Below are 26,167 nucleotides of genomic sequence, written 5' to 3' on the forward strand. Positions count from 1 at the left end.
CTGATTTGTGGTTTTCAAAAAATGTTATATATAAAATGAATCACCTACAGACATGAGTACCCAGAAAATAACCCCTAATATTCCAGCGGTAAAAATAATGAATCCCATATTATGTATACTTTTAAGTTTTGCTTGTAATCCACTTATCCCTGCTAATAATCCAGTTAAAGAAAATAGTATCCAATATAAAGTAGTTGAAATAGGGAGGATTGTATTACTATTCACCCCCATGCCCCAAAAAACAAAAGGTAGCGTGACAAAGGATAGGGTAAGTAGCCCCAGTAAACTAACAAATAATTTACGATGTTTTATGCTAGTAACAATTAAAAAAATACCCCCGAAAAATCCGCATAAAACAAGAAATGGCATATAAACAACCCAAAGTAAGCTAAACATATATAATCTCCTTCTATGTAATGAGTTATATTTTACTACATGAGGTTTATTTTGGATATTATTAATAAATATGTATAAATTGATAGAAATGAGAAGTAATGATACGAATTAATAGATATAGAGAACGTTAGAGAGGAGGGTGCATATGAAAATTACAGAAGAGAACGTTGCAATGCAGCTAAGGAAAAGGAATGAAAAAGCATTATACTTTATTATCGACCAGTACGGTGGACTTATAAAAAGTATTATTCAGAAGCATTTAGCTTCGTTTCAAGATGTACAAGAGGAATGTATGGATGATGTGTTATTAGCGATTTGGAATCATATTGAAAAGTATGATGAAGAGAAAAATACTTTAAAAAATTGGATCGCGGCTATTACAAAATACAAATCTATCGATTATGCAAGGAAATATGCGAAAATAGTAAATGAAAAAGGGTTAGATCAAATAGGTGAAATAGCGATGCATACCGATACGACTAAAAATGAAATTAGTAATGATATGGAACATATATTGGACCATTTAAAGAAGAACGATAAAGAAATTTTTATGAAGCATTACGTGGAAGAAGATAGTGTAGAAAATATTGCAGAGAAAATGGGAGTGAAAACTTCTTTTATATACAATCGTCTATCGAGAGGGCGAAAGAAGTTAAGGTCATTATTTTTACATAACCGGATGAAATAAATAAGAAAAGAGGTGAAGAAAATGAAAGATCCATATGAAATGTTAAATGATATAAAAATGGATGAGAATGAATATGAAGAGGTTAACTTAACTCATATAGAGAAACAGAAAATAAAAAAGCGAGTTCGTAAAAAAATAAACAAGAACAAAGCTCATACGAAACGGAATGTAGCGATTGTAACATCGGCTGCGGCATTATTTATTATGATGATGACTGTAGATATGAGAAGGATGATTGCGGATATACCGTTAATCGGAAGTAAAATGGAAGACTACGTAAACAGTAGAGGGGAACCTTTAAAAGAATATAAAACGACAATAGGACAAACAGTTTATGATAACGGTGTAGAAGTACGGTTAGATGAAGTGATGATAGATGAAGGGCAGATTATTGTTAATAGTACGTTTAAATCTAACAGTGTTAATCTAGGGGGGATTTTTTTACCGCACCCAGATGTTTATATAAATGGAAAAGAGTTAAATGGTAGTGGTGGTGGAGGTAAACAAAAAGTAAATGATTATACATACACATTTTTTACTACTACAAATTTGAAAGATTCACAAATGAATCCAATGGAATTGGATGGGGAACTAGATATACAAATTGTATATAGAAGACTTATGCCGTTAAAAGGTAAAAAATCAATAAAAGGAGAATGGGGCTTTTCTTTTAAAGCATCTGGAGACAAATTAAAAGCAGAAACGAAAACAATCCCAATCCATAAACATTTTAAATTAGAAAATGGTCAAAAAATAGAAGTGGAAGATTTAAAAGTTTCTCCTATATCCGCGAAGTTGAACTATAAGATGTTGAACGGAACAAAGTTAGATGTAACATTTATCGGAAAAGATCAAGATGGGAAAGAGCTAAAACCGGTTTCAGGACATACACTATCGAAAAATAGTTATTGGCGGTTTGAAAAACTAGAGGATAATGTAACGAAAATTATACTGACACCTGTCCTAACTTCTGGTGAAGAAGGAGAAAAGAAAACGGATTATCGAAAAGTGCTAAAGGAAGAAGAGTTTGAAGTTGTTATAAAAGAGTAAAGAGAGGTATCGTGATGATACCTCTCTTTATCCTAAAAAGGCTAACATATTATTTATAATATGAAGTAATATAGCTGGAATAATGGATTTTGTTTTTTTACATAAAATGGCCATAAATAGACCCATGATGAACATACTAAACATCACACCAGTTGAGTATATATGACCTATTCCGAAGAGGAAGCTAGACCCAAACGCTGCAATCCAAAATGGGAAGCGCTGTTGGAGGAAGTGAAGAATAATACCGCGGACTATAAGTTCTTCAAAAATAGGTACAAGTATAGCGCCACCTATTAGCAATAATAGTTTGTATTGTTTTAACATTTCTAGGTCTAAAGCGGATGACTGCTCTTTTACCGCATCAGGAAAAATATTATTAATTATAAATATATCGTTAATGATATGTAGTCCATAAAAAAGAATGATATAGATGTATGTGCTTACTTTTTTTAATGCTGTAAAGTTTAGTGTTGGGACAATTAAATTTCTTAATGGCTTATATGCATAAATTAAAATTAATAAAATGCACAATACAAATAAATGCCTCCCAAAAGTAGTAAGTGATTTTGTTAAAGCAATTTGTTTTGGATCGGTTAAACCTTCTGTATAAATAACGGTAGGAAGACCTATAAAGAGATCGGCTAGAAATCCTGTTCCCCAAATCGCAAAAACGAGTGAAAATAGAAATTGTGAGAGTGACATAGGGTGTTTTTGTGGGTAAGTTAGTTGCGTGGCTTGTATAATAGTGAATCACCTATCCTTGCTTATTTTATAGTTATATATAAAGATTATAGAATATTTATACAAAAAAGTCATCAGTGTAGTAAAAATGATATTTTGAAGCTAATATTTACAGACAGTAATGATTTTACATTGATGTTTTGTGCAAATGGAAGAGTTTGAAGTTGTGATAAAAGAGTGAAAAAAGGTATCGCGATGATACCTCTTTTTAACTCAAGAATGCCAACATATTATTCATAATATGAAATAACATAGCTGGAATAATGGATTTTGTTTTTTTACATAAAATAGCCATTAATAATCCCATGAAGAAAGTAATTACCATGACTCCAAGTGAGTATGTATGAGCGATACCGAAGAAGAAACTTGTTATGATGGCTGCAATCCAAAATGGAAAGCGCTCTGAGAAGAAGCGAAGTATAAAGCCACGGAAAATAAGCTCTTCAAAAATTGGTGTAAGTATAGCGAAACCGAGAAGTAATAATATTTGATATTGCTTAAAAACATCTAAGTTTAATGCGGAAGATTGCTGCTTTGTTGCGTCTTGGAACATATAATTTAACAAGATGTAATTGAGTAAAATGTTTATAGCGAAGAAAAGAAGTAAGTATACGTATGTACGCCATTCTTTAAGTGCTGTAAAGTTAAATGATTTTAGTAGTAATTTTTTTGCGGGTTCGAATTTAAAAATGAAGAATAACAACACGGCTAGTTGTAATACGATACTTGCAGTATTAGCAATAGATTCATACAGGGCGATTTGTTTTTTATCTGTAAGACCTGCTGTATAAATTGTTAAGGGCATTGCGAGGAACACAGTAATAAGTCCAGTTCCGAAAAAAGCGAATAAAACGGAGCTAATAAATTGTCCCCATGACATAGAGTATTTCTGTTCATTAGAAAGTTGTGTAGCGGGTTGCATTTGTAAAATCACCTCTTTATATTTATATATTTAATTATAAAGTATTTTATTTTTATATGTAACATTTAAATATTACATATAAAGGTGTATTTTCCATAAAATAATAAAAGAGGTATCACTCTATAGTGATGCCTCTTTCTCATTGATAACTATGTTCTGCCTTGTTGTTCGATTTCGATTGCTCTATTTGCAATTCACGCTCTACTAATCGATCTAACTGTTGGATTGCCTTTAGCGCTTTTTCATAAGAAATCGTTCGATAATGGTGCGCTCCACCTGGTTCTTCATCTGCTTCATCCGCCCATTTAATAATGTTTTGAAGAGATGTTCTTTCAATTTCTTGCTGTACTAAGAAAGAATCTGTATGAAGAAGAATCGCGATAGAAATTTCTTTTGCTAGTTTCGGATGTTCTCCTAATCTAATAAGCAATTTATGAGCTCTTTCTGCTCCTTTAATTGCATGGATATCATTCTTTTTATACAAGTCATAGTCCCATTCGCCGCCTGTGTACCACGTATGATGTCCGATATCATGAAGGAAACCGGCTTTTGTTGCAGCATCGACTGAGGCGTGATGCTTTTTAGCTAAGTGAAACGCATGGTAAGCGACAGCAATCGCGTGGACCATCCCAGAACGATTTACGTATTTTTGTGTAATATGGTGTTTAAAAATTTGTTCAAGCGTAATACGATGCATAAAACATTCACTCCTTTTTATCTAATGGTGTCTATAAGAAAATCGATCGGTTTAAATGTATTTTGAACATTGTACTCCATCCGGGTAGCGTTAGTAAAGTAGAAATGTTTAGGAGAAGGGAAAATTTTTTTCGTAAAAAAATCACCTTGGCTTATGCGAAGGTGATTTTCAAATTGCTTATTTTTTTAATCCTTGCTCTAGCGTTTCTAACATTTCGTGCTTTTCATTTTCATCAGCGTTTTTCCAAATGACTTCGAATAAAACACCAAGACCTGGAAGCATTTTTTCTTCACCGCTTTGAATTGCATCGACAATCGTTTCTTGTAATTGGTCTTGTGAATTTCCAGATACATTTGCTAATACAGCGCCACGTAAATTAAAACTCATTATTTTCACCTCTTCTTCAGAATTGAAACTGACGTTAGTTTTTGTTCTTTTTTATGTAAATATGTATGAAAAATAGGCTATAATGATAAGACAAGAAGAGAGGGAAATACATATTATGAAAAACATTGATTCAGTACAAAATCCGCGTGTGAAGCAGTGGAAAAAGCTGCAGACGAAAAAAGAGCGCGATAAAAAAGGTTTATTTTTTGTAGAAGGATTCCACTTAGTCGAGGAAGCTTTAAAAGCAGGAGTTGTAACAGAACTTATCGTTTCAGATCAGACAGACCTTCCGAAAGATTGGACAGTTAATGATGTGGAAATGTATATCGTACCTGAAGCAATCGTAAAAGTACTTCGTGAAACAGAAACGACGCAAGGTGTATTTGCTGTTTGTGAGAAACACGAGAGTGAAGTAGCTCTTGCAGATGGGAAGTTTCTTTTATTAGACGGCCTTCAAGACCCAGGTAACTTAGGGACAATTATTCGTACAGCTGATGCAGCTGGTATTCATGCCGTTGTGCTTGGAGAAGGATGCGTTGATGCATATAATAGTAAAGTACTTCGCTCTACACAAGGTTCTATTTTCCATTTACCAGTTGTAAAAGGTAACTTAGAGGAATGGGTAGACAAGCTAAAAGAACATAACGTTCCTGTATATGGAACAGCACTTGAAAATGGAGTTCCGTATGGTGAAGTAACACCAGCTGGTAGTTTTGCATTAATTGTAGGAAATGAAGGAAACGGCGTAAGCCAAGAAATTCTTGCAAAAACGGATCAAAACTTGTATATTCCGATTTACGGCGGGGCAGAATCATTAAATGTTGCGGTTGCAGCAGGGATTTTAACGTATTATTTGCAAAGCCCAGTTGCGAACAAATAAAAAACTTCTTATAATAAGTTGAAGTATATTATATTAAAAGTTAAATAACGAAAAACGTTGATAGAGAAGAGTAACTTACAAAATCGCCATATAGGGAGAGAATGCCTTAGACTGAAAGCATTCTTATGGTAGACGGAAGTGAATTCACCTCTGGAGTTGACGCCAGGACCATGTATATGTAAAGGCGTTCCGGTCAGAATTGATCGTTATAACTAATGAGTGGGCAGACATGTTCTGTCAATTTAGGGTGGTACCGCGAATTTACCTCGTCCCTTTTTGGGAGCGAGGTTTTTTTATTTTTAAAATTAGGAGGGTTCCAAATGGAAGCACGTTTAAAAGAGCTAAAGCAAAAAGCGTTAGAGCTTATTGAAGAAGCGAAAGAGCTAAAGGGTTTAAACGACGTACGCGTAGCGTATTTAGGGAAAAAAGGTCCAATTACAGAAGTCTTACGCGGCATGGGAAAATTATCAGCAGAAGAGCGTCCGCGTATGGGAGCATTAGTAAATGAAGTACGTGAAGCGATTCAAACACGTTTAGACGACAAAATTGGTAACTTAGAAAAAGCAGTAATTGAAGCGAAGTTAGCTACCGAAACAATTGATGTTACACTGCCAGGTCGTCCTGTTGAAACAGGTTGTCACCATCCGTTAACAGCTGTTGTGGAACAAATTGAAGATGTATTCATCGGTATGGGGTATGAAGTAGCTGAAGGAACAGAAGTAGAAAAAGACTACTACAACTTCGAAGCATTAAACTTACCGAAAGATCACCCAGCGCGTGATATGCAAGATACATTCTACATTACAGAAGAGACGTTACTACGTACACATACATCTTCTGTGCAAGCACGTACAATGGAAAATAATAAAGAAAAAGGCCCAATTAAAATTATTTGTCCTGGTAAAGTGTATCGCCGCGATGACGATGATGCGACGCATTCACACCAGTTCATGCAAATTGAAGGTCTTGTAATTGATAAAAACATTCGCATGAGTGACTTAAAAGGTACATTGCAAGTATTCGTGAAAAAGATGTTCGGTGAAGATCGTGAAATCCGTCTTCGTCCAAGTTTCTTCCCATTCACAGAGCCATCTGTAGAGATGGATATTTCTTGTATGATGTGTCACGGCAAAGGTTGCGGCACTTGTAAAGGAACTGGCTGGATTGAAATTTTAGGCGCAGGTATGGTTCACCCGAACGTACTTGAAATGGCCGGTTATGATTCAAAAGAATATCAAGGTTTCGCATTCGGTATGGGCGCAGAGCGTATCGCAATGTTGAAATACGGCGTAGATGACATTCGTCATTTCTATACAAATGATGTACGTTTCTTACAACAATTCAAACGAGCGTAAGGGAAGGAGAGGATAAGTATGTTCGTATCATATCGTTGGTTACAAGAGTATGTAGATATTAAAGATGTAACAGCACAAGAACTAGCAGACAAAATCACGAAAAGTGGTATTGAAGTAGAAGGTGTTGAAGTATTAAATAAAGGTGTAAAAGGTGTTGTGGTTGGTCACGTATTAGAATGTGAAAAACACCCAGAAGCTGATAAATTAAGCAAATGCTTAATCGATATCGGTGAAGAAGAACCAGTTCAAATTATTTGTGGTGCTGCTAACATTGCAAAAGGTTTAAAAGTACCAGTTGCAAAAGTTGGAGCTGTACTTCCTGGCAACTTCAAAATTAAAAAAGCAAAACTACGTGGTGAAGCATCTCACGGTATGGTTTGTGCTCTTCAAGAGCTTGGTATTGATGGGAAATTAGTTTCGAAAGACTACGCAGATGGTATCTTCATCTTCCCAAGTGACGCTGAAGTTGGTGCAGATGCACTTGAAATTTTAAACTTACATGATGAGGTACTTGAGCTTGGTTTAACACCAAACCGTGCAGATTGTTTAAACATGTTAGGTGTTGCGTATGAAGTAGCTGCTATTTACGGCCGCGAAGTAAAACTTCCAGCTATCGACTTACAAGAAACAGCAGAAAAAACTGCTGATTACATTTCTGTAAGTGTAGAAGCGAAAGAAGAAAATCCATTATATATTGCAAAAATGGTTAAAAACGTAAAAATTGGTCCATCACCAATGTGGATGCAAACGCGCCTTATGGCAGCTGGCATTCGTCCAATTAGCAATGTAGTTGATATTACAAACTACATTTTAATGGAATACGGTCAACCGTTACACGCATTCGATTACGATAAATTAGGTTCAAAAGAAATCGTTGTTCGTCTTGCAAAAGAAGGCGAAAAAATTGAAACGTTAGATGATCAAGAGCGTACGTTACAAGATCACCATCTTGTAATTACAAACGGAACAAAAGCTTTAGCTGTTGCTGGTGTAATGGGCGGAGCAGATTCTGAAGTTACAAATGAGACAGTAAACGTTCTAATTGAATCTGCATACTTTGCAGGTCAAACCGTGCGCCGTACATCAAAAGACTTAGGTCTTCGCAGTGAATCAAGTGCACGTTTCGAAAAAGGAATCGATCCAACGCGTACGTTTGAAGCAATTCAACACGCAGCTGCTTTAATGGCGAAATACGCTGGCGGAGAAGCACTTGAAGGTGTAGTAGAAGCTGATAACTTACAAGTACAAGAGCGTACAGTATCTGTTACTGCTGAAAAAGTAAACCGTGTATTAGGTACAAATATTTCTGCAAGTGAAATGGGTACAATGTTCACAAACTTGAAGTTCCCATTCACAGAAGTAGAAGGAACATTCCATGTGAATGTACCAGCACGTCGTCCTGATATTACAATTTCAGAAGACTTAGTAGAAGAAGTAGGCCGTCTATACGGTTATGACCACATTCCAGTTACATTACCTTCTGGAACAATGACTCGTGGTAAATTAACATCAGCACAAACGAAACGTCGTAAAGTACGCCGCTTCTTAGAAGGTGCTGGTTTATATGAAGCAATCACGTATTCGTTAACAAGTGCTGACAAAGCGAAACAATATATGGTTGAGCCAAACGAAAAGGCGCCTGTAAATCTTGCACTTCCAATGAGTGAAGAGCGCAGCCAACTTCGTTTAAGCCTAGTGCCACAATTGTTAGAAGCAGTTTCATACAACGTTGCACGTAAAAACGACAGCGTTGCTTTATACGAAGTAGGCTCTATCTTCTTACCGACAGAAGCAGGAGAACTTCCGAAAGAAGAACAACATCTTGCAGGTGTTATGACAGGTCTTGCTCTTCACCATGCATGGCAAGGTGAGAAAAAAGTAGTAGACTTCTTCGTTGTGAAAGGTGTACTAGAAGGACTATTCGACGTACTTGGCGTTTCAAACCAAATCACATATGCACCAGCAAAACGTGAAGGTATGCACCCAGGTCGTACAGCTGACATCGTATTAGATGGCGAAGTAATTGGTTTCATCGGTCAATTGCACCCAGAAGCAGAAAAACAATTAGATGTGAAAAATACATTCGTATTCGAACTATCTCTTGTAAAAGTATTCGGTGCAGACGCTGAAGAAACTTACTACGCAGCAATTCCACGTTTCCCATCTATGACACGTGACATGGCTGTTGTCGTAACGAAAGAAACAAAAGCTGGCGAAATGAAGCAAGTTATTGCTGAAGCTGGTGGAGAACTTCTGAAAGACGTAACACTATTTGACTTATACGAAGGTGAAAAAATGGAAGAAGGCAAGAAATCACTTGCATTCTCTATGACTTACTTCGATGCAGAACGTACGTTAACAGACGAAGAAGTAACAGAAGCACACAACCGTGTATTAACAACGGTAGAAGAGAAATTTGGTGCGGAGTTACGTAAGTAATAAGAAATTGCCGGATTTATTCCGGCAATTTTTTTATGGCACGATTGTCGAAAAGTGTCGGTAGGTCGATATTCTATGTCGAACCGCCGATATATTTAAAGTTACGGTTGATATATTATGAAAATCGCTGATATATTTGGAGTTACGGTTGATATATTTTAAAAATCGCCGATATATGTTTTGGCGTCTTGCATCTTTCTCTCGAATGTAGTACATTAATTTTAGTTTAACAAAATGAAAGACGATGATAAGGAAAAGTAGTATATACTATAATCCAAAGCGAGTCAGGGACGGTGAGAGCCTGATGAGGCGGTATATGTGAAGAACACCTTGGAGTTGCTAACCGAAATTGAATCTTGTATTCAAGAGTAGACTTAGACGGGAATCCGGCCTGTTACAAACCGGGAAGTATGTATTACATACGAGTTAAAGTTGGTCTTTATGACAAATTGGGTGGTACCGCGAAGTTTAACCTTTCGTCCCTTTATGGATGAAAGGTTTTTTTGTATTTAAATATATCAGCAAAGGAGAATTTCACTATGGAAAACACATTAGTAAAAAGTCTGTATAGAGATACAGATAAATACGCAGGTCAAACAGTACAAGTATCAGGGTGGATTCGTAACTTACGTGATTCAAAAGCATTTGGTTTCATCGAATTAAACGACGGTAGCTTCTTCAAAAGCGTTCAAATCGTTTTCGATACAGAGTTAGAAAACTTCAAAGAAATTGCAAAACTTCCGCTTAGCTCTTCAGTTAAAGTAGAAGGTAAAGTAATTGCAACGCCTGGAGCGAAGCAACCATTTGAAATTAAAGCAGAAAAAATTGATATCGAGGGCTTATCAGATTCTGATTACCCACTTCAAAAGAAACGTCACACGTTTGAATACTTACGTACAATCGCTCACTTACGTCCAAGAACGAATGCATTCTCTGCAACGTTCCGTGTACGTTCTGTTGCAGCATTTGCGATTCACCAGTTCTTCCAAGAGCGTGGATTCGTACATGTTCACACACCAATCATCACTGGTAGTGATACAGAAGGTGCAGGCGAAATGTTCCGCGTAACAACGCAAGATTTAAACAACGTACCAAAAGGCGAAGACGGACAAGTTGATGAATCAAAAGACTTCTTCGGCAAAGAAACAAACTTAACAGTAAGTGGACAGCTGAACGCTGAAGCTTATGCATTAGCATTCCGTGACGTATACACATTCGGACCTACATTCCGTGCAGAAAACTCAAACACAACTCGCCACGCTGCTGAGTTCTGGATGGTTGAGCCTGAGATTGCATTCGCTGAATTAGGCGATGTAATGGATCTTACAGAAGATATGCTGAAATATGCAATGAAATACGTACTAGAGCATGCACCAGAAGAAATGGAATTCTTCAACAGCTTCGTTGATAAAACAGTTCTAGAGCGCATGAACAACGTAATCAACTCGGACTTCGGTCGTATCACATATACAGAAGCAATTAAAGTGCTTCAAGAGTCAGGTGCTGACTTCAAATACCCAGTAGAATGGGGTATTGACTTACAAACAGAGCACGAAAGATACTTATCAGAAGAAATCTTCAAACGCCCTGTATTCGTAACAGACTATCCAAAAGACATTAAAGCGTTCTACATGCGTATGAATGAAGATGGAAAAACAGTAGCTGCTACTGACCTTCTAGTTCCTGGCATCGGCGAATTAATCGGCGGAAGCCAACGTGAAGAAAGAATGGACGTTTTAGTAGACAGAATTAAAGAATTAGGTATGAACGAAGAGGACTACTGGTGGTACTTAGAACTTAGAAAATACGGCGGTACAAAACACGCTGGATTCGGTCTAGGTTTCGAGCGCTTCCTAATGTACATCACTGGTATGGCTAACATCCGTGACGTAATTCCATTCCCAAGAACTCCAGGTTCTTCTGAATTCTAAAATGTGAAAAAAGCGAGAGGCTTTCCTCTCGCTTTTTATTTTGCATAGTTTATTGCCCCATAGCAAAAAGTAACGCGAAGGGGTGAATATAAATGAGTAAAAAAGTGAAAAAAGATCATTCAAGATCAAGCCTTGGTTCTCCAGAAGTAGAAGGACAAGGAACGACGACACATGAAACGGGTTCTCATAAAGTATCTTCATCAAATAAGAAGCAGAAACGAAGCTAACATAAAAAGGGAGAGTCTTGGTGGCTCTCCCTTTTTGTGTATTATATCTTGTTATCATGAATCTCTTTTGTAATGGTATCTACATCTTTGTCTAATCGATCTAAATAGAAAAACCACAGTAAGCTCATGAACACGTAATAGATGGCCATCACACCAAGACTATCAGATATATTTTCGAATGTGGATTTAGTAGTGAAAAAAGCTCCCCAAATGATAGAAATAGTGAGGTAAGAAAGTGGGCCCACGAGGTGTACGAAAACATATAATAACTTTTTAATTTTTACAGCGTTCATATGAATTCCCTCCTTATGTAAACAATCTTTTTCTTCTAATCATAAACTCAAGTTCCTCACAGAAGTGTTGTAGTTTTACTGGATTATGTATTAACAACCGGGCATCGTGTTTCCCGATAAATCTTCGAATCCGAAAGTTTAATAAGAAAGACCGGCCGTAACGCTCTATTAAATCGTTGAATGCTGGTTGTTCACTTAGTAGCTGAATGTTTTCTCTAATTTCAAACTGTCTTTCGTGTGGATCACCTAGTAAAATATTTAGAATCATTTGTAGAAGTAGCAATGGGAATCTCCTCCTGCGTTAGAATAATCTGTATATTTAAATTTTAACAAAAATATAAGGTTAATAGTAGAGTGAAACAAAAAACAGGAGTTTGTAGGCTCCTGTTTTTGTCGATACTATTTTAGTAAGCGAAACGCTTTCTCCGTATTAGCGAAATGCAGTTTCACAAACTCAGGTAATCGTTCTTTACCAAGCTTTTGAATTAATTTAGCAGCGGCGATATCGACTTGTTTACCGGCACCTTTTGGAAGTGGCATACCAGCTTTTTTGCTTAGCTCGTCAAACTGTTTTACGAATGAGTAACGAGCTAAAATAGAAGCAGCGGCTACTGCTAAATGAACGCTTTCACCTTTCGTTGCGAAGTAAACATTTTCACGCTGTACCTGTTTTTGTTTTGCTAAATATTTGTAGTATGTATCAGGTTGTGTGAATTGATCGATTAAGACGCCTTCAGGTTTTGTAGGTGCGATCTTTGCTAATAAGTTTGTAATAGCTTTATTATGTAGTAAAGCTTTTAACTTACCTTGGTTGTTTCCTTTATCAAATAGCTCGTTATATTTTTCGTTATGAAGGACAAGAGAGCTATAAGGAACAACGTGTAGAAGTTGTTTCGCAATGGCAGTAATTTGATGGTCATTTAAGTTTTTAGAGTCTTTTACACCAAGTTCTTTTAGTAGTGGAATTTGCTTCGCATCCACATATACAGCAACTACTGTCATCGGTCCGAAGAAATCACCAGTACCAACTTCATCTGACCCTACGATAGACATTGTACCGATGGAAGCAGGCGGTGCATAACGGTGTGAATCAACAGATCTTTTTACAGCTGTTTTCGGTGTTTGAGAGACAGTTTGCCAACGGGCAGCTTCTGCTTCAGCACGTCCACCTTGGAACATTACTTTTCCAGATTTATACGCTGTAATTGTGCAAGATGGTACTTTTGCCATGAAGATTCCGCCTTGTGGAATTTTTGGGCTAAGCGAATGTTTATATTGTTGTTTCATGTCTTCAATTACTGTAGAATTTGTTTGAATTACGATAGAATTTGACATAATGGTCACCCCTTTTTTTATATTGTTATTTTTATCATATCGGATTGTTCTTTCTGTTTCCATATTATGAAGGTTCATGGTATGATAAACTTTAGGATTCTGTACGTGATTGGAGGCCGGTGAGTTGTCACAACAAAAGGGAAAGAAAAGTCGAATTAATGTAGAAATCTATGGTCAGCAATATTCAGTTGTTGGCGATGAAAGTACAAGTCATATCCGCATGGTAGCAGCGATTGTGGATGATAAAATGCGCGAACTCAATGCCAAGAATCCTTCGCTTGACACGAGTAGACTAGCGGTATTGACGGCGGTAAACGTCATACACGATTACATAAAATTAAAAGAAGAACATGAGAAATTGAAAGAAAGTATGACAAAAAAAGGAATGGAATAACATGATTGATATTATTATCATTTTACTGCTTGTTATGGGATTTTTCCTCGGCTTACGCAGAGGGTTTATTCTGCAACTTGTAAAGTTAACAAGCTTTATTATCGCATACCTTGTTGCATACTGGTACTGTAAAGATTTAGCGCCAGCACTTGCGAAATTTATTCCGTATCCATTTGATAAAAACGTATCTGTTCCAGAATGGATTGATGCAAATAATATTGAAACAGTATTTTATCAAGCGCTTGCGTTTATCATATTGTTTATTATTACAAAAATCGCACTTTCATTACTTGGTAATTTGTTAAATATGTTTGCAGAAATACCGGTTTTAAAGCAAGTCAATGCGTTTGCGGGGGCAATCCTCGGATTTTTAGAAGTGTATATTATTTTGTTTGTTTTAATTATCGTTGGAAACATTCTTCCGATTGAACAACTACAAACACCATTACAACAATCATCAATTAGCAAAATAATTGTAGACGATACACCTATTCTCTCTGAAAAGGTGAAGGAACTATGGCAGACAGGTAGCAGAGTATAACTTCTCTTTTTTCGGAAAGAGGAGTTTTTTTCTATGAAAGAAAGGCGGGGCAATGATGAAAGTAAATAAAAAACAAGTTATTAAATTATTAGAGACAATCGGCCTGTTTATGGAACTAAAGGGCGCGAATCCATTTAAAATATCTGCATTTCGTAAAGCGGCAGCAGCATTAGAAAGTGATGATCGTAGTCTTTCTGAGATTGAAGATTTCACGAAGATTCCGGGCATTGGAAAAGGAACAGCAGCAGTTATTCAAGAATATATAGAATCGGGAACATCTGAAGTATTACAAGAGCTTGAACAAGAAGTGCCGAGTAGCTTATTGCCGTTATTAAAATTGCCAGGCCTTGGTGGTAAAAAGGTAGCTAAGTTATATAAAGAACTTGGTGTCGTTGATATGGAATCGCTAAAAGCGGTGTGTGAGGAAAATAAAGTACAAGCTTTAGCAGGTTTCGGTAAGAAGACAGAAGAGAAAATATTAGAAGCAATCGATCAAGTAGGGTCTCGTCCAGAGCGTTTACCAATCGCGATGGTATTGCCTATTGCCGGGGAAATAGAGGAGAAATTGTCGAATATTGCTGAAGTAATTCGTTTCTCTCGTGCTGGTAGTTTGCGCCGTGTTCGTGAAACGGTGAAAGATTTAGATTTTATCATTGCAACGACAGAACCAGCAGCAGTACGTGAGCATTTACTGCAATTTGATAATATGATTGAAGTAATCGCGAGCGGAGATACGAAAGTTTCTGTTCGTCTTCAATATGAATATGATATTTCAATTGATTTCCGTTTAGTAAAACCAGAAGAATTTATTACAACTCTTCACCATTTCACAGGATCAAAAGACCATAACGTAAAAATGCGTCAAATCGCAAAAGATAAAGGCGAGAAAATTAGTGAGTACGGTGTAGAAAATTTAGAAACAGGTGAAGTGAAGACATTTGAAACAGAAGAGGAATTCTTTGCTCATTTCGGACTGCCGTTTATCCCGCCAGAAGTGCGTGAAGATGGAAAAGAAATTGAATTAATTAAAGAGTATCCAAACTTAATTCAGTTCTCTGATATACAAGGTGATTTACATATGCATACAACGTGGAGTGACGGTGCTTTTTCAATTGAGGAAATGGTACAGGCATGTCGTGCTCGTGGTTATAAATTTATGGCAATTACCGACCACTCTCAATATTTAAAAGTAGCGAATGGTTTAACGAAAGAGCGCCTTCGCGAGCAAGCGAAAGAAATTGAACGCATGAATGAAAAGTATCCAGACATTACAATTTTACGCGGAATTGAAATGGATATTTTACCGGATGCCTCGCTTGATTTTGATGATGAAGTATTAGCAGAATTAGATTACGTCATCGGAGCGATTCACTCTAGCTTCTCACAAGACCGTGAAACGATTATGAAACGTCTTCGTGCTGCGCTAGAGAATAAGCATGTCACGATGATTGCTCATCCGACAGGACGTCTTCTTGGACGACGCGCAGGCTATGATGTAGATATAGATTTATTAATTGAACTCGCAAAAGAAACAAATACAGTTTTAGAATTAAATGCGAATCCAAACCGTCTAGATTTAAGCGCGAAATTATTAAAACAAGCACAAGATGCTGGTGTAAAAGTAGCGATTAATACGGATGCTCATACGCTTGAAATGTTAGAAGATATGGAAACAGGTGTAGCAGCAGCACGTAAAGGTTGGATTCAAAAAGATAACGTGATTAATACGTGGGATATTGAACGTTTATTAGACTATATTAAACGTAATAAGTAACACAAGGGGGACCTGCAACATGTTAGAAAGAACGTTGCGTGTATTAGAATACAATAAAGTAAAAGAACAATTACTTGAACATACAGCTTCTTCACTTGGTCGTGATAAAGTGAAGCATTTAGTACCGAGCACAGATTTTGAAGAAATTGTAGAGATGCAAGATACAACGGATGAAGCAGCGAAAGTCATTCGTTTAAAAGGTAGTGCACCATTAGGTGGTATTACGGATATTCGCTCAAATGTGAAGCGTGCAAAGATTGGAAGTATGTTAAGCCCAAATGAACTACTTGATATTGCCAATACGATGTATGGTAGTCGTAATATGAAACGTTTCATTGAAGATATGGTTGATAATGGTGTCGAGCTTCCAATTTTAGAAACGCATGTCGCTCAAATTGTATCTTTATATGATTTAGAAAAGAAAATTACAAATTGCATCGGTGATGGTGGTGAAGTAGTCGATAGCGCAAGTGATAAACTGCGTGGTATTCGTACTCAAATTCGTACTGCGGAAAGCCGCATTCGTGAAAAGTTAGAAAACATGACGCGTTCTTCCAATGCGCAAAAGATGCTGTCTGACTCGATTGTAACGATTCGTAACGAACGTTACGTAATCCCAGTAAAACAAGAATACCGCGGCGTATATGGCGGTATTGTTCACGATCAATCTGCTTCTGGACAAACGTTATTTATTGAACCGCAAGTCATTGTAGAATTAAATAACGCACTGCAAGAAGCACGTGTGAAAGAAAAACAAGAAATCGAGCGCATCTTATTGATGTTAACAGAAGAAGTGGCAGTAGAAGCGGATATCGTTTTATCAAACGTAGAGGTAGTTGCAAATCTTGATTTCATCTTTGCGAAAGCTTTCTATGCGAAGCGTATTAAAGCAACGAAACCAATCGTAAACAACGAGCGTTACATGGATTTAAGACAAGCACGCCATCCGCTTATTGATCCAGAAATTATCGTGCCAAATAACATTATGTTAGGTAAAGATTTCACGACAATTGTTATTACAGGACCGAATACAGGTGGTAAAACAGTTACGCTGAAAACAGTTGGTATTTGTGTATTAATGGCGCAATCTGGCCTTCACATTCCAGTAATGGATGAGTCAGAGATTTGTGTATTTAAAAACATCTTTGCTGATATCGGTGATGAGCAATCGATTGAACAAAGTTTAAGTACGTTCTCCTCACATATGGTGAACATTGTTGATATTTTAGAAAAAGCTGATTTTGAAAGCTTAGTTTTATTCGATGAATTAGGTGCTGGAACAGACCCACAAGAAGGGGCTGCACTTGCAATTTCAATTTTAGATGAAGTATGTAATCGCGGTGCTCGCGTTGTTGCTACGACGCATTACCCAGAATTAAAAGCATACGGATATAACCGTGAACAAGTAATTAATGCGAGCGTTGAGTTCGACGTGAACACGTTAAGCCCAACGTATAAATTATTAATCGGTGTACCAGGACGTAGTAATGCCTTTGAAATCTCGAAACGCCTTGGATTATCTGATCGCGTGATTGATCAAGCTCGTAATCACATTAGTACAGATACAAACAAAATTGAAAATATGATTGCGAAGTTAGAAGAAAGTCAAAAGAACGCAGAGCGTGACTGGAACGAAGCAGAAGCACTTCGCAAGCAATCTGAAAAATTGCATCGCGATTTACAACGTCAAATCATTGAATTTAACGAAGATCGTGATGAACGATTATTAAAAGCGCAAAAAGAAGGGGAAGAAAAAGTCGAAGCTGCAAAGAAAGAGGCAGAAGGCATTATTCAAGAACTTCGTCAATTGCGTAAGGCACAGCTTGCAAACGTGAAAGATCACGAGCTAATTGAAGCGAAGAGCCGTCTAGAAGGCGCAGCGCCAGAGCTTGTGAAGAAACAAAAAGTAAACGTGAAAAACACTGCGCCGAAACAACAGTTACGCGCAGGTGATGAAGTAAAAGTACTAACATTCGGTCAAAAAGGTCAACTACTTGAAAAAGTAAGTGATACAGAGTGGAGCGTACAAATCGGTATTCTGAAGATGAAAGTAAAAGAGTCTAACATGGAATACATTAATACGCCGAAGCAAACAGAGAAAAAAGCAGTTGCAACAGTAAAAGGTAGAGACTACCACGTTTCATTAGAACTTGACCTTCGTGGTGAAAGATTTGAAAATGCAATGGTGCGCGTCGAGAAATATTTAGACGATGCCCAGCTTGCAAGCTATCCACGCGTTTCAATCATTCACGGTAAAGGAACAGGAGCACTTCGCCAAGGTGTACAAGATTACTTGAAGAAGCACCGAGGTGTGAAAAACTTCCGTTACGGTGACATGGGCGAGGGAGGCCTAGGCGTAACAGTTGTCGAATTAAAATAGAAAACAACGAAACAAAGGGGAAACCATTATATGTTTATGGACAAACTTGCAAAAGTATTGTTAGCTTGTTGCGGAATATTTTTGGTGATTGGGGTTATTTATTTAGTTGTTTTTGCGAAGTAAACGAGCGTCAATCGTGGCATAATGATATTGCCATAGATTGACGCTTTTAATATATGTGAAAAGGAATAAGCTATGAAAATCAACCAATACATAAGCGAAGCAAATTCTTGCTCAAGACGTGAAACAGACCGCACCATTAAAGCAGGACGTGTGGCTATTAACGGTGAAATATGTACGCACGGTGCACTTGTTAATGATGGTGATGTTGTAACGATTGATGGACAGGTTCTTGCAAAAGAAGAGAAAGAAAGGGTATATATCGCCTTTCATAAACCAGTTGGTATTACTTGTACAGCAGCCGATCATATTGAAGATAATATTATTGATTATATCAATTATCCAGAGCGGATCTTTCCTGTTGGGCGATTAGATAAAGCATCGGAAGGACTAATATTATTAACGAATGACGGCGGGATTGCGAATCAAATTTTACATGGTGATCATGAGCACGAGAAAGAATATGTTGTCACTGTCGATAAGCCGTTTACAGATTGGTTTATTGATGAGATGTCTAGCGGTGTAAAGATTAAAGATGGAATGACGAAGCCATGTAAAGTAACGAGAGTGGATCAATCTACATTTCGGATCGTTTTAACGCAAGGAATGAACAGACAAATTCGTAGAATGAGCCGCGCTTTCGGGTTTACTGTAATAAAGTTAAAGCGGGTTCGTATTATGAATGTAGAGATAAATGGACTGGAATCTGGAAAGTGGCGGGATATTACAGCTAAAGAATTAGAAATATTAATAGGACAGTTATAGGGAGGAAAAATTTTCTCCCTATATTTTTTTGTCAGAAAAAATAAAACTATTGATTTTTTAAAAAATAGCCCATATAATAAAAAACAACAAGTTTCGACAAGATATTTTATAAAAGTAATGATGAGGACATGAGTTGTTTTTGACGATTCTCAGAGAGGGGAGCCTAGGCTGTGAGCTTCCTAATACGGAAAGACAAACTTACCACCTCTAAACTTCAAGAGTGAACTGCATGATGCATTGTAATTCTTGGCGGATAAAACCGTTATCAATTTACACGAGCTATAAAATGAGCTTATTTTGCTATAAATTCATTTTATTAGAATAAGGGTGGAACCACGATTTCAACACTCGTCCCTTTGTTAGGGACGGGTGTTTTTTGCGTTCTTTTACGGGGAAGTATGCTTGAAAGAGGACATATGACGGATTTTGATTCAGAATATTTTGTTAATAAAACATTTAGGAGGTTAGTAGAAATGAAATCATCTTTAAAGTTTTCTGAGATGTTTGCAATAAGTTTAATGTTATTTGCACTATTTTTCGGTGCAGGTAATATGATTTTCCCGCCAGCGTTAGGACAAGGTGCTGGAACAGATGTATGGATTGCGTTGTTTGGTTTTATCGTAACAGGTGTTGGGTTGCCTTTATTAGGAGTTATCGTTATCGCTCTAAAGGGAGATATTAATGAATTAGCAGGACGTGTGCACCCTATATTCGCATTAGTTTTTATCACTGCAATTTATTTATGTTTAGGCGTATTCGTAAGTGTTCCACGTACAGGAACTGTTGCTTATGAAATGAGTGTTGCACCGTTTTTACCAAGTGAGATAGCTGGTCAATCGTATCCACTTGTTATCTTTACATTCATTTTCTTTGCCGTAACTTTCTATTTAGCTTTAAACCCATCGAAATTAGTGGGCCGCATCGGTAAAGTATTAACTCCGATTTTATTAGCTGTTATTGCAATTATTGTAGTGAAAGCACTTATTACACCAATTGGAGAATTTGGTGCACCGACAGAAGCATATAGTGCTCCGCTCTTTAAAGGCTTTATTGATGGATATTTAACTTTAGATGGACTTGCAGCACTAGTATTCGGGAATGTTGTTATTAACGCTTTAAAAGCAAAAGGTGTTACAAATAAGAACAGCATTGCGAAAGTAACAATCTTTGCAGGATTTATTGCAGCGCTCGGTTTACTACTTGTCTATTTAGCGCTTGCTTACCTGGGAGCTTCTAGTGTATCTCTTGGAATGGGAGCAAATGGGGGAATTATTTTAACAAACGTTGTAAATCATTTATTTGGTAGCTACGGCACTCTATTACTAGGAATCGCAATTTCAGCAGCATGTTTAACAACTTCTGTAGGTATTGTGGCAGCTTGTGGAGAATATTTCTCTTCCTTACTACCAAAGCTTTCTTATCAAAAAGTCGTTTTCATTTTCTGTATATTAGCATTTATGGTAGCGAATCTTGGATTAACTCAGTTAAATGCATTAGCATTACCGATTTTAATTGCAATTTACCCAATTGGTATCGTGCTGATTGTATTATCACTTGTTGAAAACTATATTCGTCTTCCTTTAGTAATGTATGTAGGTGGTATTGTAGGAGCATTCATGATCAGTTTCTTTGATGGATTGCACAATGCGAATCTTCAAATTGCGGCATTAGTACCTATTTTAAATAAAGTTCCGTTATATAGTGTAGGGATTGGTTGGTTAGTTCCTGCTCTAGTAGGTATTGTAATTGGATATGTCATTTCTTTGTTTCAAAAGCAAGAAGTTGCTGTAGAAAAATAGTGAAAAGAGGCTTTCTATGAAAGAAAGCCTCTTTTTTTGTAGAAAAAATTGCATATAGGGAAATTTAGATATTAAAAATTTTATACGTAATATAGTTGACAAAAAAATTAGCATTAGGCTAAGATTGACTTAGTTGTGGAAATATTGGAAGGAAAGTGAGGAGTGAAAGGTATAAGGTTTTCTATAACGATATCATTTTGTAGATAGAGGTGATAGAGTACGAGAATGGTGAATGTTATTTTTTTTGAGTTGCATTGAGAATGATAATCAACGAAAGAGATAGGGACTTATGTGAAAATATGAATCGCTCTTTATAAGGAATAGAGAGGGATATTATTTTTAACATGTAGTGAGAATGATAATCAATAATATCTACATTACATAAATAAATTACAATTAAATAGTGATAGAGGATTATTATTTTTTTCTTGTAAAATGAGAATAATTATCATTTTCAAAAAAGTATGGATGAAGGATAAACGAGGAGGAAGTAAGCCAAATGAGAAAGATTTCTGTATTACCCGCTTTTATTATAACGTTCGTATGTATGCTAGCTTTTCTTGTCATGCCATATGGGAAAGTTTCAGCGCAACTAGCTGACGGTACGTATGATATTAACTATGTCATTCAAAAAGCGGAAAATGATTCAGCTTCAATGGCAAATGATTATTTTGAAAAACCAGCTAAGTTAGTTGTAAAAAATGGTGAAATGAGAGTACAAATTCCGATGAATCATAGTGCTTGGATTACAGAATTTAAAGCACCTGAGAATGGGAATTTTGTTGATGCAAAAGTTGTTAGTAAAGATGAATCAGCAGATAAAAGAACGGTAGAGTTTAAAATAGACGACTTATCTAAACCAGCAGCTGCAAAAATTCATGTTGTTGTACCAAATGTAAATTATGATCATAATTACACAATTCGCTTTGCGTTTGATGCAAACGTAAAAGCGGTAGGTGGAGAAAATAAAGCAACTACTGTAACAAAGAATAATGATCAAACAAAAACAGATACAAAAGTAAAAGAAGAAGTGAAGAAAGAAGAGAGTAAAGAAGCAAATAAAGAGGCGAACAAAGGAACAAATGAAAGTGGTAAAGCTGAAAAAACAGATAACCCAAAAACAGGCGATGAAGCACGCATCGGATTATTTGCAGCGTTAATTCTTATTTCAGGTGTTTTCTTAATTCGTAAAGTGAAGTTAAGTAAATAAATATTTTGAAAGGCGATGAATATATGTTTAAACAATTTAAAATGATTATTGCCGTATTTGCTGTTTTATTTACGTTTATAGCAACACTAGGTTTACAAGAGGCGAAGGCTGCTACAAAATTGGCTGATGGAAAGTATAATATTGCTTTTACTGTATGGAAAGGCGATAAAGATGAATCATCTAGAATGAATAATTATTTTGAAAGTCCGGCAACATTAACAGTTAAAGATGGAAAACAATATGTTTCATTCAAAGTGAAAGATAGTACTTCTATTAAAAGTTTACAAGTAGAAAAAAATGGTCAACTTGTAGAAGCTACTGTGTTAAGTGAAAATACAAAAGAGAATACTAGAGTTGTAGAATTTGAAGTTGCTGACTTGTCAAAAAAACTAAATGGCAAGGTGAAAATTAATATTCCAATTATTAATTATAATGCTTCATATGATATTCGTTTTGTATTTGATGGGAACAGTGTTAAATAAATACAAAATTTTCAAAAGGGAGAGTCGTTCCATTGAACAGGTATGTAAAAATTATTGTTGCTATGTTTTTAATGGTATTTACATTCGTATCAACATTACAACCACTTGCAGTTCAAGCAGCAAGTCAACTAGCTGACGGTGAATATTCAATCGGTTTCAAAGTTCTTAAGGATACATCAGATGAAGAATCTATGATGAATCAATACTCTGTAAGTCCAGGAACTTTAAAAGTGAAGGATGGGAAGAAGAAGGTATCCTTTACGTTAGAACATAGTTCATGGATTACAAAGTTTGAAACAGAAAAAAGTGGCCAGTTTGTTGCGACAAATGTAATTAGTGAAGATAAAGAAAAAGATACAAGAGTAGTAGAATTTGAAGTGAATGATGTAGAGAAAGTATTAAATGCGAAAGTAAAAGTAGACATAGATTTTTTAAATTATCATCATGACTATGATGTGCGTATTGCATTTGATCAAAATAGCATTACACCAATTCATGTAGAAAAACCAGATGAAAAAGAGGACCCAGCTAATAAGCCAGATCCTAATGAAACTACGGATCCAAGTCAGAAGCCCGACCAAAAGCCTGACCCAGATCAACAACCAAATTCTAACACAATTAAAGATGGAGAGTACAGTATTCCATTTAAAGTGTTAAAAAATCAAACAGATGAAGAATCTAAGATGAATACTTACATGGTAAATCCAGGAGTATTAAAAGTAGAAAACGGTAAGAAAAAGGCAATTGTAACACTAACAAGTAGTTCATTAATTAAAAATTTCCAAACGGAAAAAGATGGCGCATTTGCTGATGCAAAAGTAGTGAGTGAAGATAAAGAAAAAGATACAAGAATAGTAGAATTTGAAGTAGATGATTTATCTAAGAAGTTAAATACAAAAGTATTTATCGAAATGGCATCAAGAAACTATAAGCAAACACATGAGGTACAACTTCAATTTAATCAAGATAAACTTGAGCCAATTAAAAATGAAGAGAAACAACCGGAAGTTGAAACAATTAAAGATGGAGAGTACAGCATTCCATTTAAAGTGTTAAAAGATAAGACAGATGAAGAATCTAGAATGAAAGATAGTGTGGTAAGTCCAGCGGTATTAAAAGTAGAAAATGGTAAGAAAAAAGCACTTGTAACATTAAAAGATATCTCATCAATTAAAAATTTCCAAACAGAAAAAAACGGTGCATTTGTTGATGCAAAAGTAGTGAGTGAAGATGCAGAAAAAAATACAAGAATTGTAGAATTCGAAGTAGATGATTTATCTAAAAAAATAAATACAAAAGTATTTATTGAAGTGGCATCAAGAAATTATAAACAAACACATGAGTTACAACTTCAATTTAATCAAGAAAAACTTGAGCAAATTAAAGACGAAGAGAAACAACCAGACGGTGATAAAAAACCAGAAGTAGAGAAGCCGAATGTTGAAACAATTAAAGATGGCGAATACAGCATTAACTTTAAAGCGTTAAAAGATCAAACCGATGAACTTTCAATGATGAACACATATACGAAAAGTCCAGGTGTGTTAAAAGTAAAAGATGGTAAGAAGTATGTGTCATTTACGTTAACGAATAGTGCTTGGATTACAAAGTTTGAATTCGAGAAAAATGGTTCGTTTATTGATGCAAGTGTATTAAGTGAAGATAAGAAAGCTGATACACGCGTAGTGGAAGTGGAAGTAGGAGATTTATCAAAAAAATTAAATGCAAAAGTGAAAGTAGATATCGATTCAATGAACTACCATCATTTCTACGATATTCAATTTGCATTTGATAAAGATAGCATTCAGCCAGTAGACAACCAAGGTGGAAACAATAACGAAGGCGGAAACAACAACGAAGGCGGAAACGACAACCAAGGTGGAAACAATAACGAAGGCGGAAACAACAACCAAGGTGGAAACAATAACGAAGGCGGAAACAACAACCAAGGTGGAAACAATAACGAAGGCGGAAACAACAACCAAGGTGGAAACAATAACGAAGGCGGAAACGACAACCAAGGTGGAAACAATAACGAAGGTGGCAACAACAACCAGGACGATAACACAACCATTGATCCAAAAGCTCTTAAAGATGGTGAATATAGCATTGGTTTTAAAGTGTTAAAAGATAAAACCGATGAAATTTCGATCATGAACACATATACAAAGAATCCAGGTGTATTAAAAGTAAAAGATGGTAAGAAGTATGTATCGTTTACATTAAAGAATAGTGCGTGGATTACGAAGTTTGAGTATGAAAAAAATGGTTCTTTCGTTGACGCGAAAGCGCTAAGCGAAAACAAAGAGAAAAACACAAAGGTAGTAGAAATAGAAGTAGATGATTTATCAAAAAAATTAAATGCAAAAGTAAAAGTAGATATTGATGCGATGAATTACCACCATTTCTACGATGTTCAATTTGTATTTGATGAAAATAGTATTAAAGCTTTAGGTAACCAAGGCGGAAACAATAACGAAGGTGGAAATGACAACCAAGGCGGAAACAATAACGAAGGTGGAAATGACAACCAAGGCGGAAACAATAACGAAGGTGGAAATGACAACCAAGGCGGAAACAATAACGAAGGTGGAAATGACAACCAGGGCGGAAACAATAACCAAGGTGGAAACAATAACGAAGGCGGAGATAATAAGCCGAAAGTAATCGTTGATCCGAAAAATTTAGTAGATGGTCAATATGATATTCCATTTAAAGTGTTAAAAGATAAAACAAATGAGCTTTCAAAGATGCATGATTATACTGTACATCCAGCAAAATTAATCGTTAAAGATGGTAAAAAGTACATTGAGATGACGCTGAAAAATAGTGCGTGGATTACGAAATTCCAAACAGAAAAAGATGGTTTATTTGCTGATGCAAAACTAGTGAATGAAGATAAAAATGCAAATACAAGAGTAGTGCAATTTGAAGTAAGTGATTTATTTGCAAAATTAAATGCAAAAGTAAAAGTAGATATCAACGAAATGAACTACCACCATTTCTACGATGTCCAAATTCAATTTGATACAAACAATATTGGTGCATTAGGAACGATTAAAGAGGATCCAACAAAAGATCCGAAAAATGATCCGAACAATCCAGTGATTACACCGAAAGTAGATAATGTGAAAAAAGTAGATACGCCTGATTTTAACCGAAATGCAGATGATAAGAAGAAAAAAGAAGGCCAAAAAAATGATCCGAAAAAAGAGAAAAACTCAAAAACGGCAGATACAGCACAACTAGGTTTATACATGGTGCTACTGCTAGGGTCACTTGCTTTACTAGTTCGTAAATATAGAGCAGGTAGATTGTAATTTTTGGAGTCTTGATGCGTGTTCGTGTGCATCAAGACTTG

At 36.1% G+C, this 26,167-nt stretch carries 24 protein-coding genes and 3 other annotated features; of the genes, 16 read left to right on the top strand and 8 right to left on the bottom strand.

The window, feature by feature from the left end:
* Positions 1–24 precede the first annotated feature (24 nt).
* On the bottom strand, positions 25–396 hold the full coding sequence (locus VF726_RS07765; protein WP_440167174.1) for a DNA-binding protein: 372 nt from the start codon (positions 394–396) through the stop codon (positions 25–27).
* A gap of 145 nt (positions 397–541) precedes the next feature.
* On the opposite strand from VF726_RS07765, the gene VF726_RS07770 reads away from it, so the two are divergent.
* Together VF726_RS07770 and VF726_RS07775 are read left to right on the top strand one after the other, a co-directional pair.
* Entirely contained in the window at positions 542–1,084 is a 543-nt protein-coding gene (locus VF726_RS07770) for a sigma-70 family RNA polymerase sigma factor (RefSeq protein WP_088059837.1), read from the top strand.
* A gap of 21 nt (positions 1,085–1,105) precedes the next feature.
* Positions 1,106–2,134, top strand: coding sequence for a DUF4179 domain-containing protein (locus VF726_RS07775; RefSeq protein ID WP_088113762.1), 1,029 nt, complete (start codon positions 1,106–1,108; stop codon positions 2,132–2,134).
* Between the two features lie 27 nt (positions 2,135–2,161).
* On the opposite strand, the gene VF726_RS07780 is transcribed toward VF726_RS07775, so the two are convergent.
* The 4 genes from VF726_RS07780 to sspI all read right to left on the bottom strand — a co-directional run bounded on the left by VF726_RS07780 (position 2,162) and on the right by sspI (position 4,881).
* Positions 2,162–2,836, bottom strand: a complete 675-nt coding sequence (locus VF726_RS07780; protein ID WP_088059833.1) for a CPBP family intramembrane glutamic endopeptidase — start codon at positions 2,834–2,836, stop codon at positions 2,162–2,164.
* Positions 2,837–3,083: 247 nt separating this feature from the next.
* Positions 3,084–3,797, bottom strand: coding sequence for a lysostaphin resistance A-like protein (locus VF726_RS07785; RefSeq protein WP_440167177.1), 714 nt, complete (start codon positions 3,795–3,797; stop codon positions 3,084–3,086).
* Between the two features lie 139 nt (positions 3,798–3,936).
* The gene (locus tag VF726_RS07790; protein ID WP_000554791.1) at positions 3,937–4,494 is read right to left on the bottom strand and encodes an HD domain-containing protein; all 558 of its coding nucleotides are present in this window, start codon (positions 4,492–4,494) and stop codon (positions 3,937–3,939) included.
* A gap of 177 nt (positions 4,495–4,671) precedes the next feature.
* Positions 4,672–4,881, bottom strand: coding sequence for a small acid-soluble spore protein SspI (sspI, locus tag VF726_RS07795; protein ID WP_000009509.1), 210 nt, complete (start codon positions 4,879–4,881; stop codon positions 4,672–4,674).
* A gap of 82 nt (positions 4,882–4,963) precedes the next feature.
* Between sspI and VF726_RS07800 the strand changes: the two genes are divergently transcribed.
* The 5 genes from VF726_RS07800 to VF726_RS07820 all read left to right on the top strand — a co-directional run bounded on the left by VF726_RS07800 (position 4,964) and on the right by VF726_RS07820 (position 11,713).
* On the top strand, positions 4,964–5,761 hold the full coding sequence (locus VF726_RS07800) for a TrmH family RNA methyltransferase (protein ID WP_440167181.1): 798 nt from the start codon (positions 4,964–4,966) through the stop codon (positions 5,759–5,761).
* 48 nt (positions 5,762–5,809) lie between these two features.
* Positions 5,810–6,038, top strand: a binding site (T-box leader).
* 43 nt (positions 6,039–6,081) lie between these two features.
* The gene (gene pheS / locus VF726_RS07805) at positions 6,082–7,116 is read left to right on the top strand and encodes a phenylalanine--tRNA ligase subunit alpha (RefSeq protein ID WP_000388217.1); all 1,035 of its coding nucleotides are present in this window, start codon (positions 6,082–6,084) and stop codon (positions 7,114–7,116) included.
* An 18-nt stretch (positions 7,117–7,134) separates the two neighbouring features.
* Complete coding sequence (gene pheT / locus VF726_RS07810; protein WP_440167184.1) at positions 7,135–9,555, top strand: phenylalanine--tRNA ligase subunit beta; 2,421 nt, start codon at positions 7,135–7,137, stop codon at positions 9,553–9,555.
* 235 nt (positions 9,556–9,790) lie between these two features.
* Positions 9,791–10,042 (top strand) — a binding site (T-box leader).
* Positions 10,043–10,094: 52 nt separating this feature from the next.
* The gene (gene asnS / locus VF726_RS07815; RefSeq protein ID WP_000432171.1) at positions 10,095–11,486 is read left to right on the top strand and encodes an asparagine--tRNA ligase; all 1,392 of its coding nucleotides are present in this window, start codon (positions 10,095–10,097) and stop codon (positions 11,484–11,486) included.
* A gap of 92 nt (positions 11,487–11,578) precedes the next feature.
* Complete coding sequence (locus tag VF726_RS07820) at positions 11,579–11,713, top strand: YuzL family protein (protein ID WP_000039594.1); 135 nt, start codon at positions 11,579–11,581, stop codon at positions 11,711–11,713.
* Between the two features lie 41 nt (positions 11,714–11,754).
* Here VF726_RS07820 and VF726_RS07825 read toward each other — a convergent pair whose 3' ends face one another.
* The 3 genes from VF726_RS07825 to rnhC form a co-directional block, all read right to left on the bottom strand.
* A complete protein-coding gene (locus VF726_RS07825) occupies positions 11,755–12,006 on the bottom strand; it encodes a hypothetical protein (protein WP_440167187.1) in 252 nt (83 codons plus the stop codon).
* 13 nt (positions 12,007–12,019) lie between these two features.
* Positions 12,020–12,289, bottom strand: coding sequence for a hypothetical protein (locus VF726_RS07830; protein ID WP_440167189.1), 270 nt, complete (start codon positions 12,287–12,289; stop codon positions 12,020–12,022).
* Between the two features lie 116 nt (positions 12,290–12,405).
* Positions 12,406–13,341, bottom strand: coding sequence for a ribonuclease HIII (gene rnhC / locus VF726_RS07835; protein WP_440167191.1), 936 nt, complete (start codon positions 13,339–13,341; stop codon positions 12,406–12,408).
* A 124-nt stretch (positions 13,342–13,465) separates the two neighbouring features.
* Between rnhC and zapA the strand changes: the two genes are divergently transcribed.
* The 9 genes from zapA (at position 13,466) to VF726_RS07880 (ending at position 26,126) form a co-directional block, all read left to right on the top strand.
* Complete coding sequence (gene zapA, locus VF726_RS07840; protein WP_000082701.1) at positions 13,466–13,735, top strand: cell division protein ZapA; 270 nt, start codon at positions 13,466–13,468, stop codon at positions 13,733–13,735.
* A 1-nt stretch (position 13,736) separates the two neighbouring features.
* On the top strand, positions 13,737–14,276 hold the full coding sequence (locus VF726_RS07845) for a CvpA family protein (RefSeq protein ID WP_440167194.1): 540 nt from the start codon (positions 13,737–13,739) through the stop codon (positions 14,274–14,276).
* 55 nt (positions 14,277–14,331) lie between these two features.
* Positions 14,332–16,050, top strand: coding sequence for a DNA polymerase/3'-5' exonuclease PolX (gene polX, locus VF726_RS07850; protein WP_440167196.1), 1,719 nt, complete (start codon positions 14,332–14,334; stop codon positions 16,048–16,050).
* Between the two features lie 19 nt (positions 16,051–16,069).
* Positions 16,070–18,430: an endonuclease MutS2 gene (locus VF726_RS07855; protein WP_087957128.1), complete on the top strand. Its 2,361-nt coding sequence runs from the start codon at positions 16,070–16,072 to the stop codon at positions 18,428–18,430.
* A gap of 195 nt (positions 18,431–18,625) precedes the next feature.
* Positions 18,626–19,315: a 23S rRNA pseudouridine(2604) synthase RluF gene (locus VF726_RS07860; protein ID WP_440167199.1), complete on the top strand. Its 690-nt coding sequence runs from the start codon at positions 18,626–18,628 to the stop codon at positions 19,313–19,315.
* Positions 19,316–19,423: 108 nt separating this feature from the next.
* Positions 19,424–19,674, top strand: a binding site (T-box leader).
* Between the two features lie 114 nt (positions 19,675–19,788).
* Positions 19,789–21,114 carry a branched-chain amino acid transport system II carrier protein BrnQ6 gene (brnQ6, locus tag VF726_RS07865; protein ID WP_440167201.1) on the top strand — a complete coding sequence of 442 codons (1,326 nt, stop codon included), beginning with the start codon at positions 19,789–19,791 and terminating at the stop codon, positions 21,112–21,114.
* 499 nt (positions 21,115–21,613) lie between these two features.
* Positions 21,614–22,324 (top strand): heme uptake protein IsdC, encoded by a 711-nt coding sequence (isdC, locus tag VF726_RS07870; protein WP_440167203.1) that lies wholly within the window; start codon positions 21,614–21,616, stop codon positions 22,322–22,324.
* Positions 22,325–22,347: 23 nt separating this feature from the next.
* Entirely contained in the window at positions 22,348–22,806 is a 459-nt protein-coding gene (locus tag VF726_RS07875; protein WP_440167205.1) for an NEAT domain-containing protein, read from the top strand.
* 32 nt (positions 22,807–22,838) lie between these two features.
* A complete protein-coding gene (locus tag VF726_RS07880) occupies positions 22,839–26,126 on the top strand; it encodes an NEAT domain-containing protein (RefSeq protein WP_440167207.1) in 3,288 nt (1,095 codons plus the stop codon).
* The last annotated feature ends 41 nt before the right edge of the window (positions 26,127–26,167 follow it).

Source organism: Bacillus sp. Brlt_9 (assembly GCF_051948935.1).
Lineage (GTDB): Bacteria > Bacillota > Bacilli > Bacillales > Bacillaceae_G > Bacillus_A.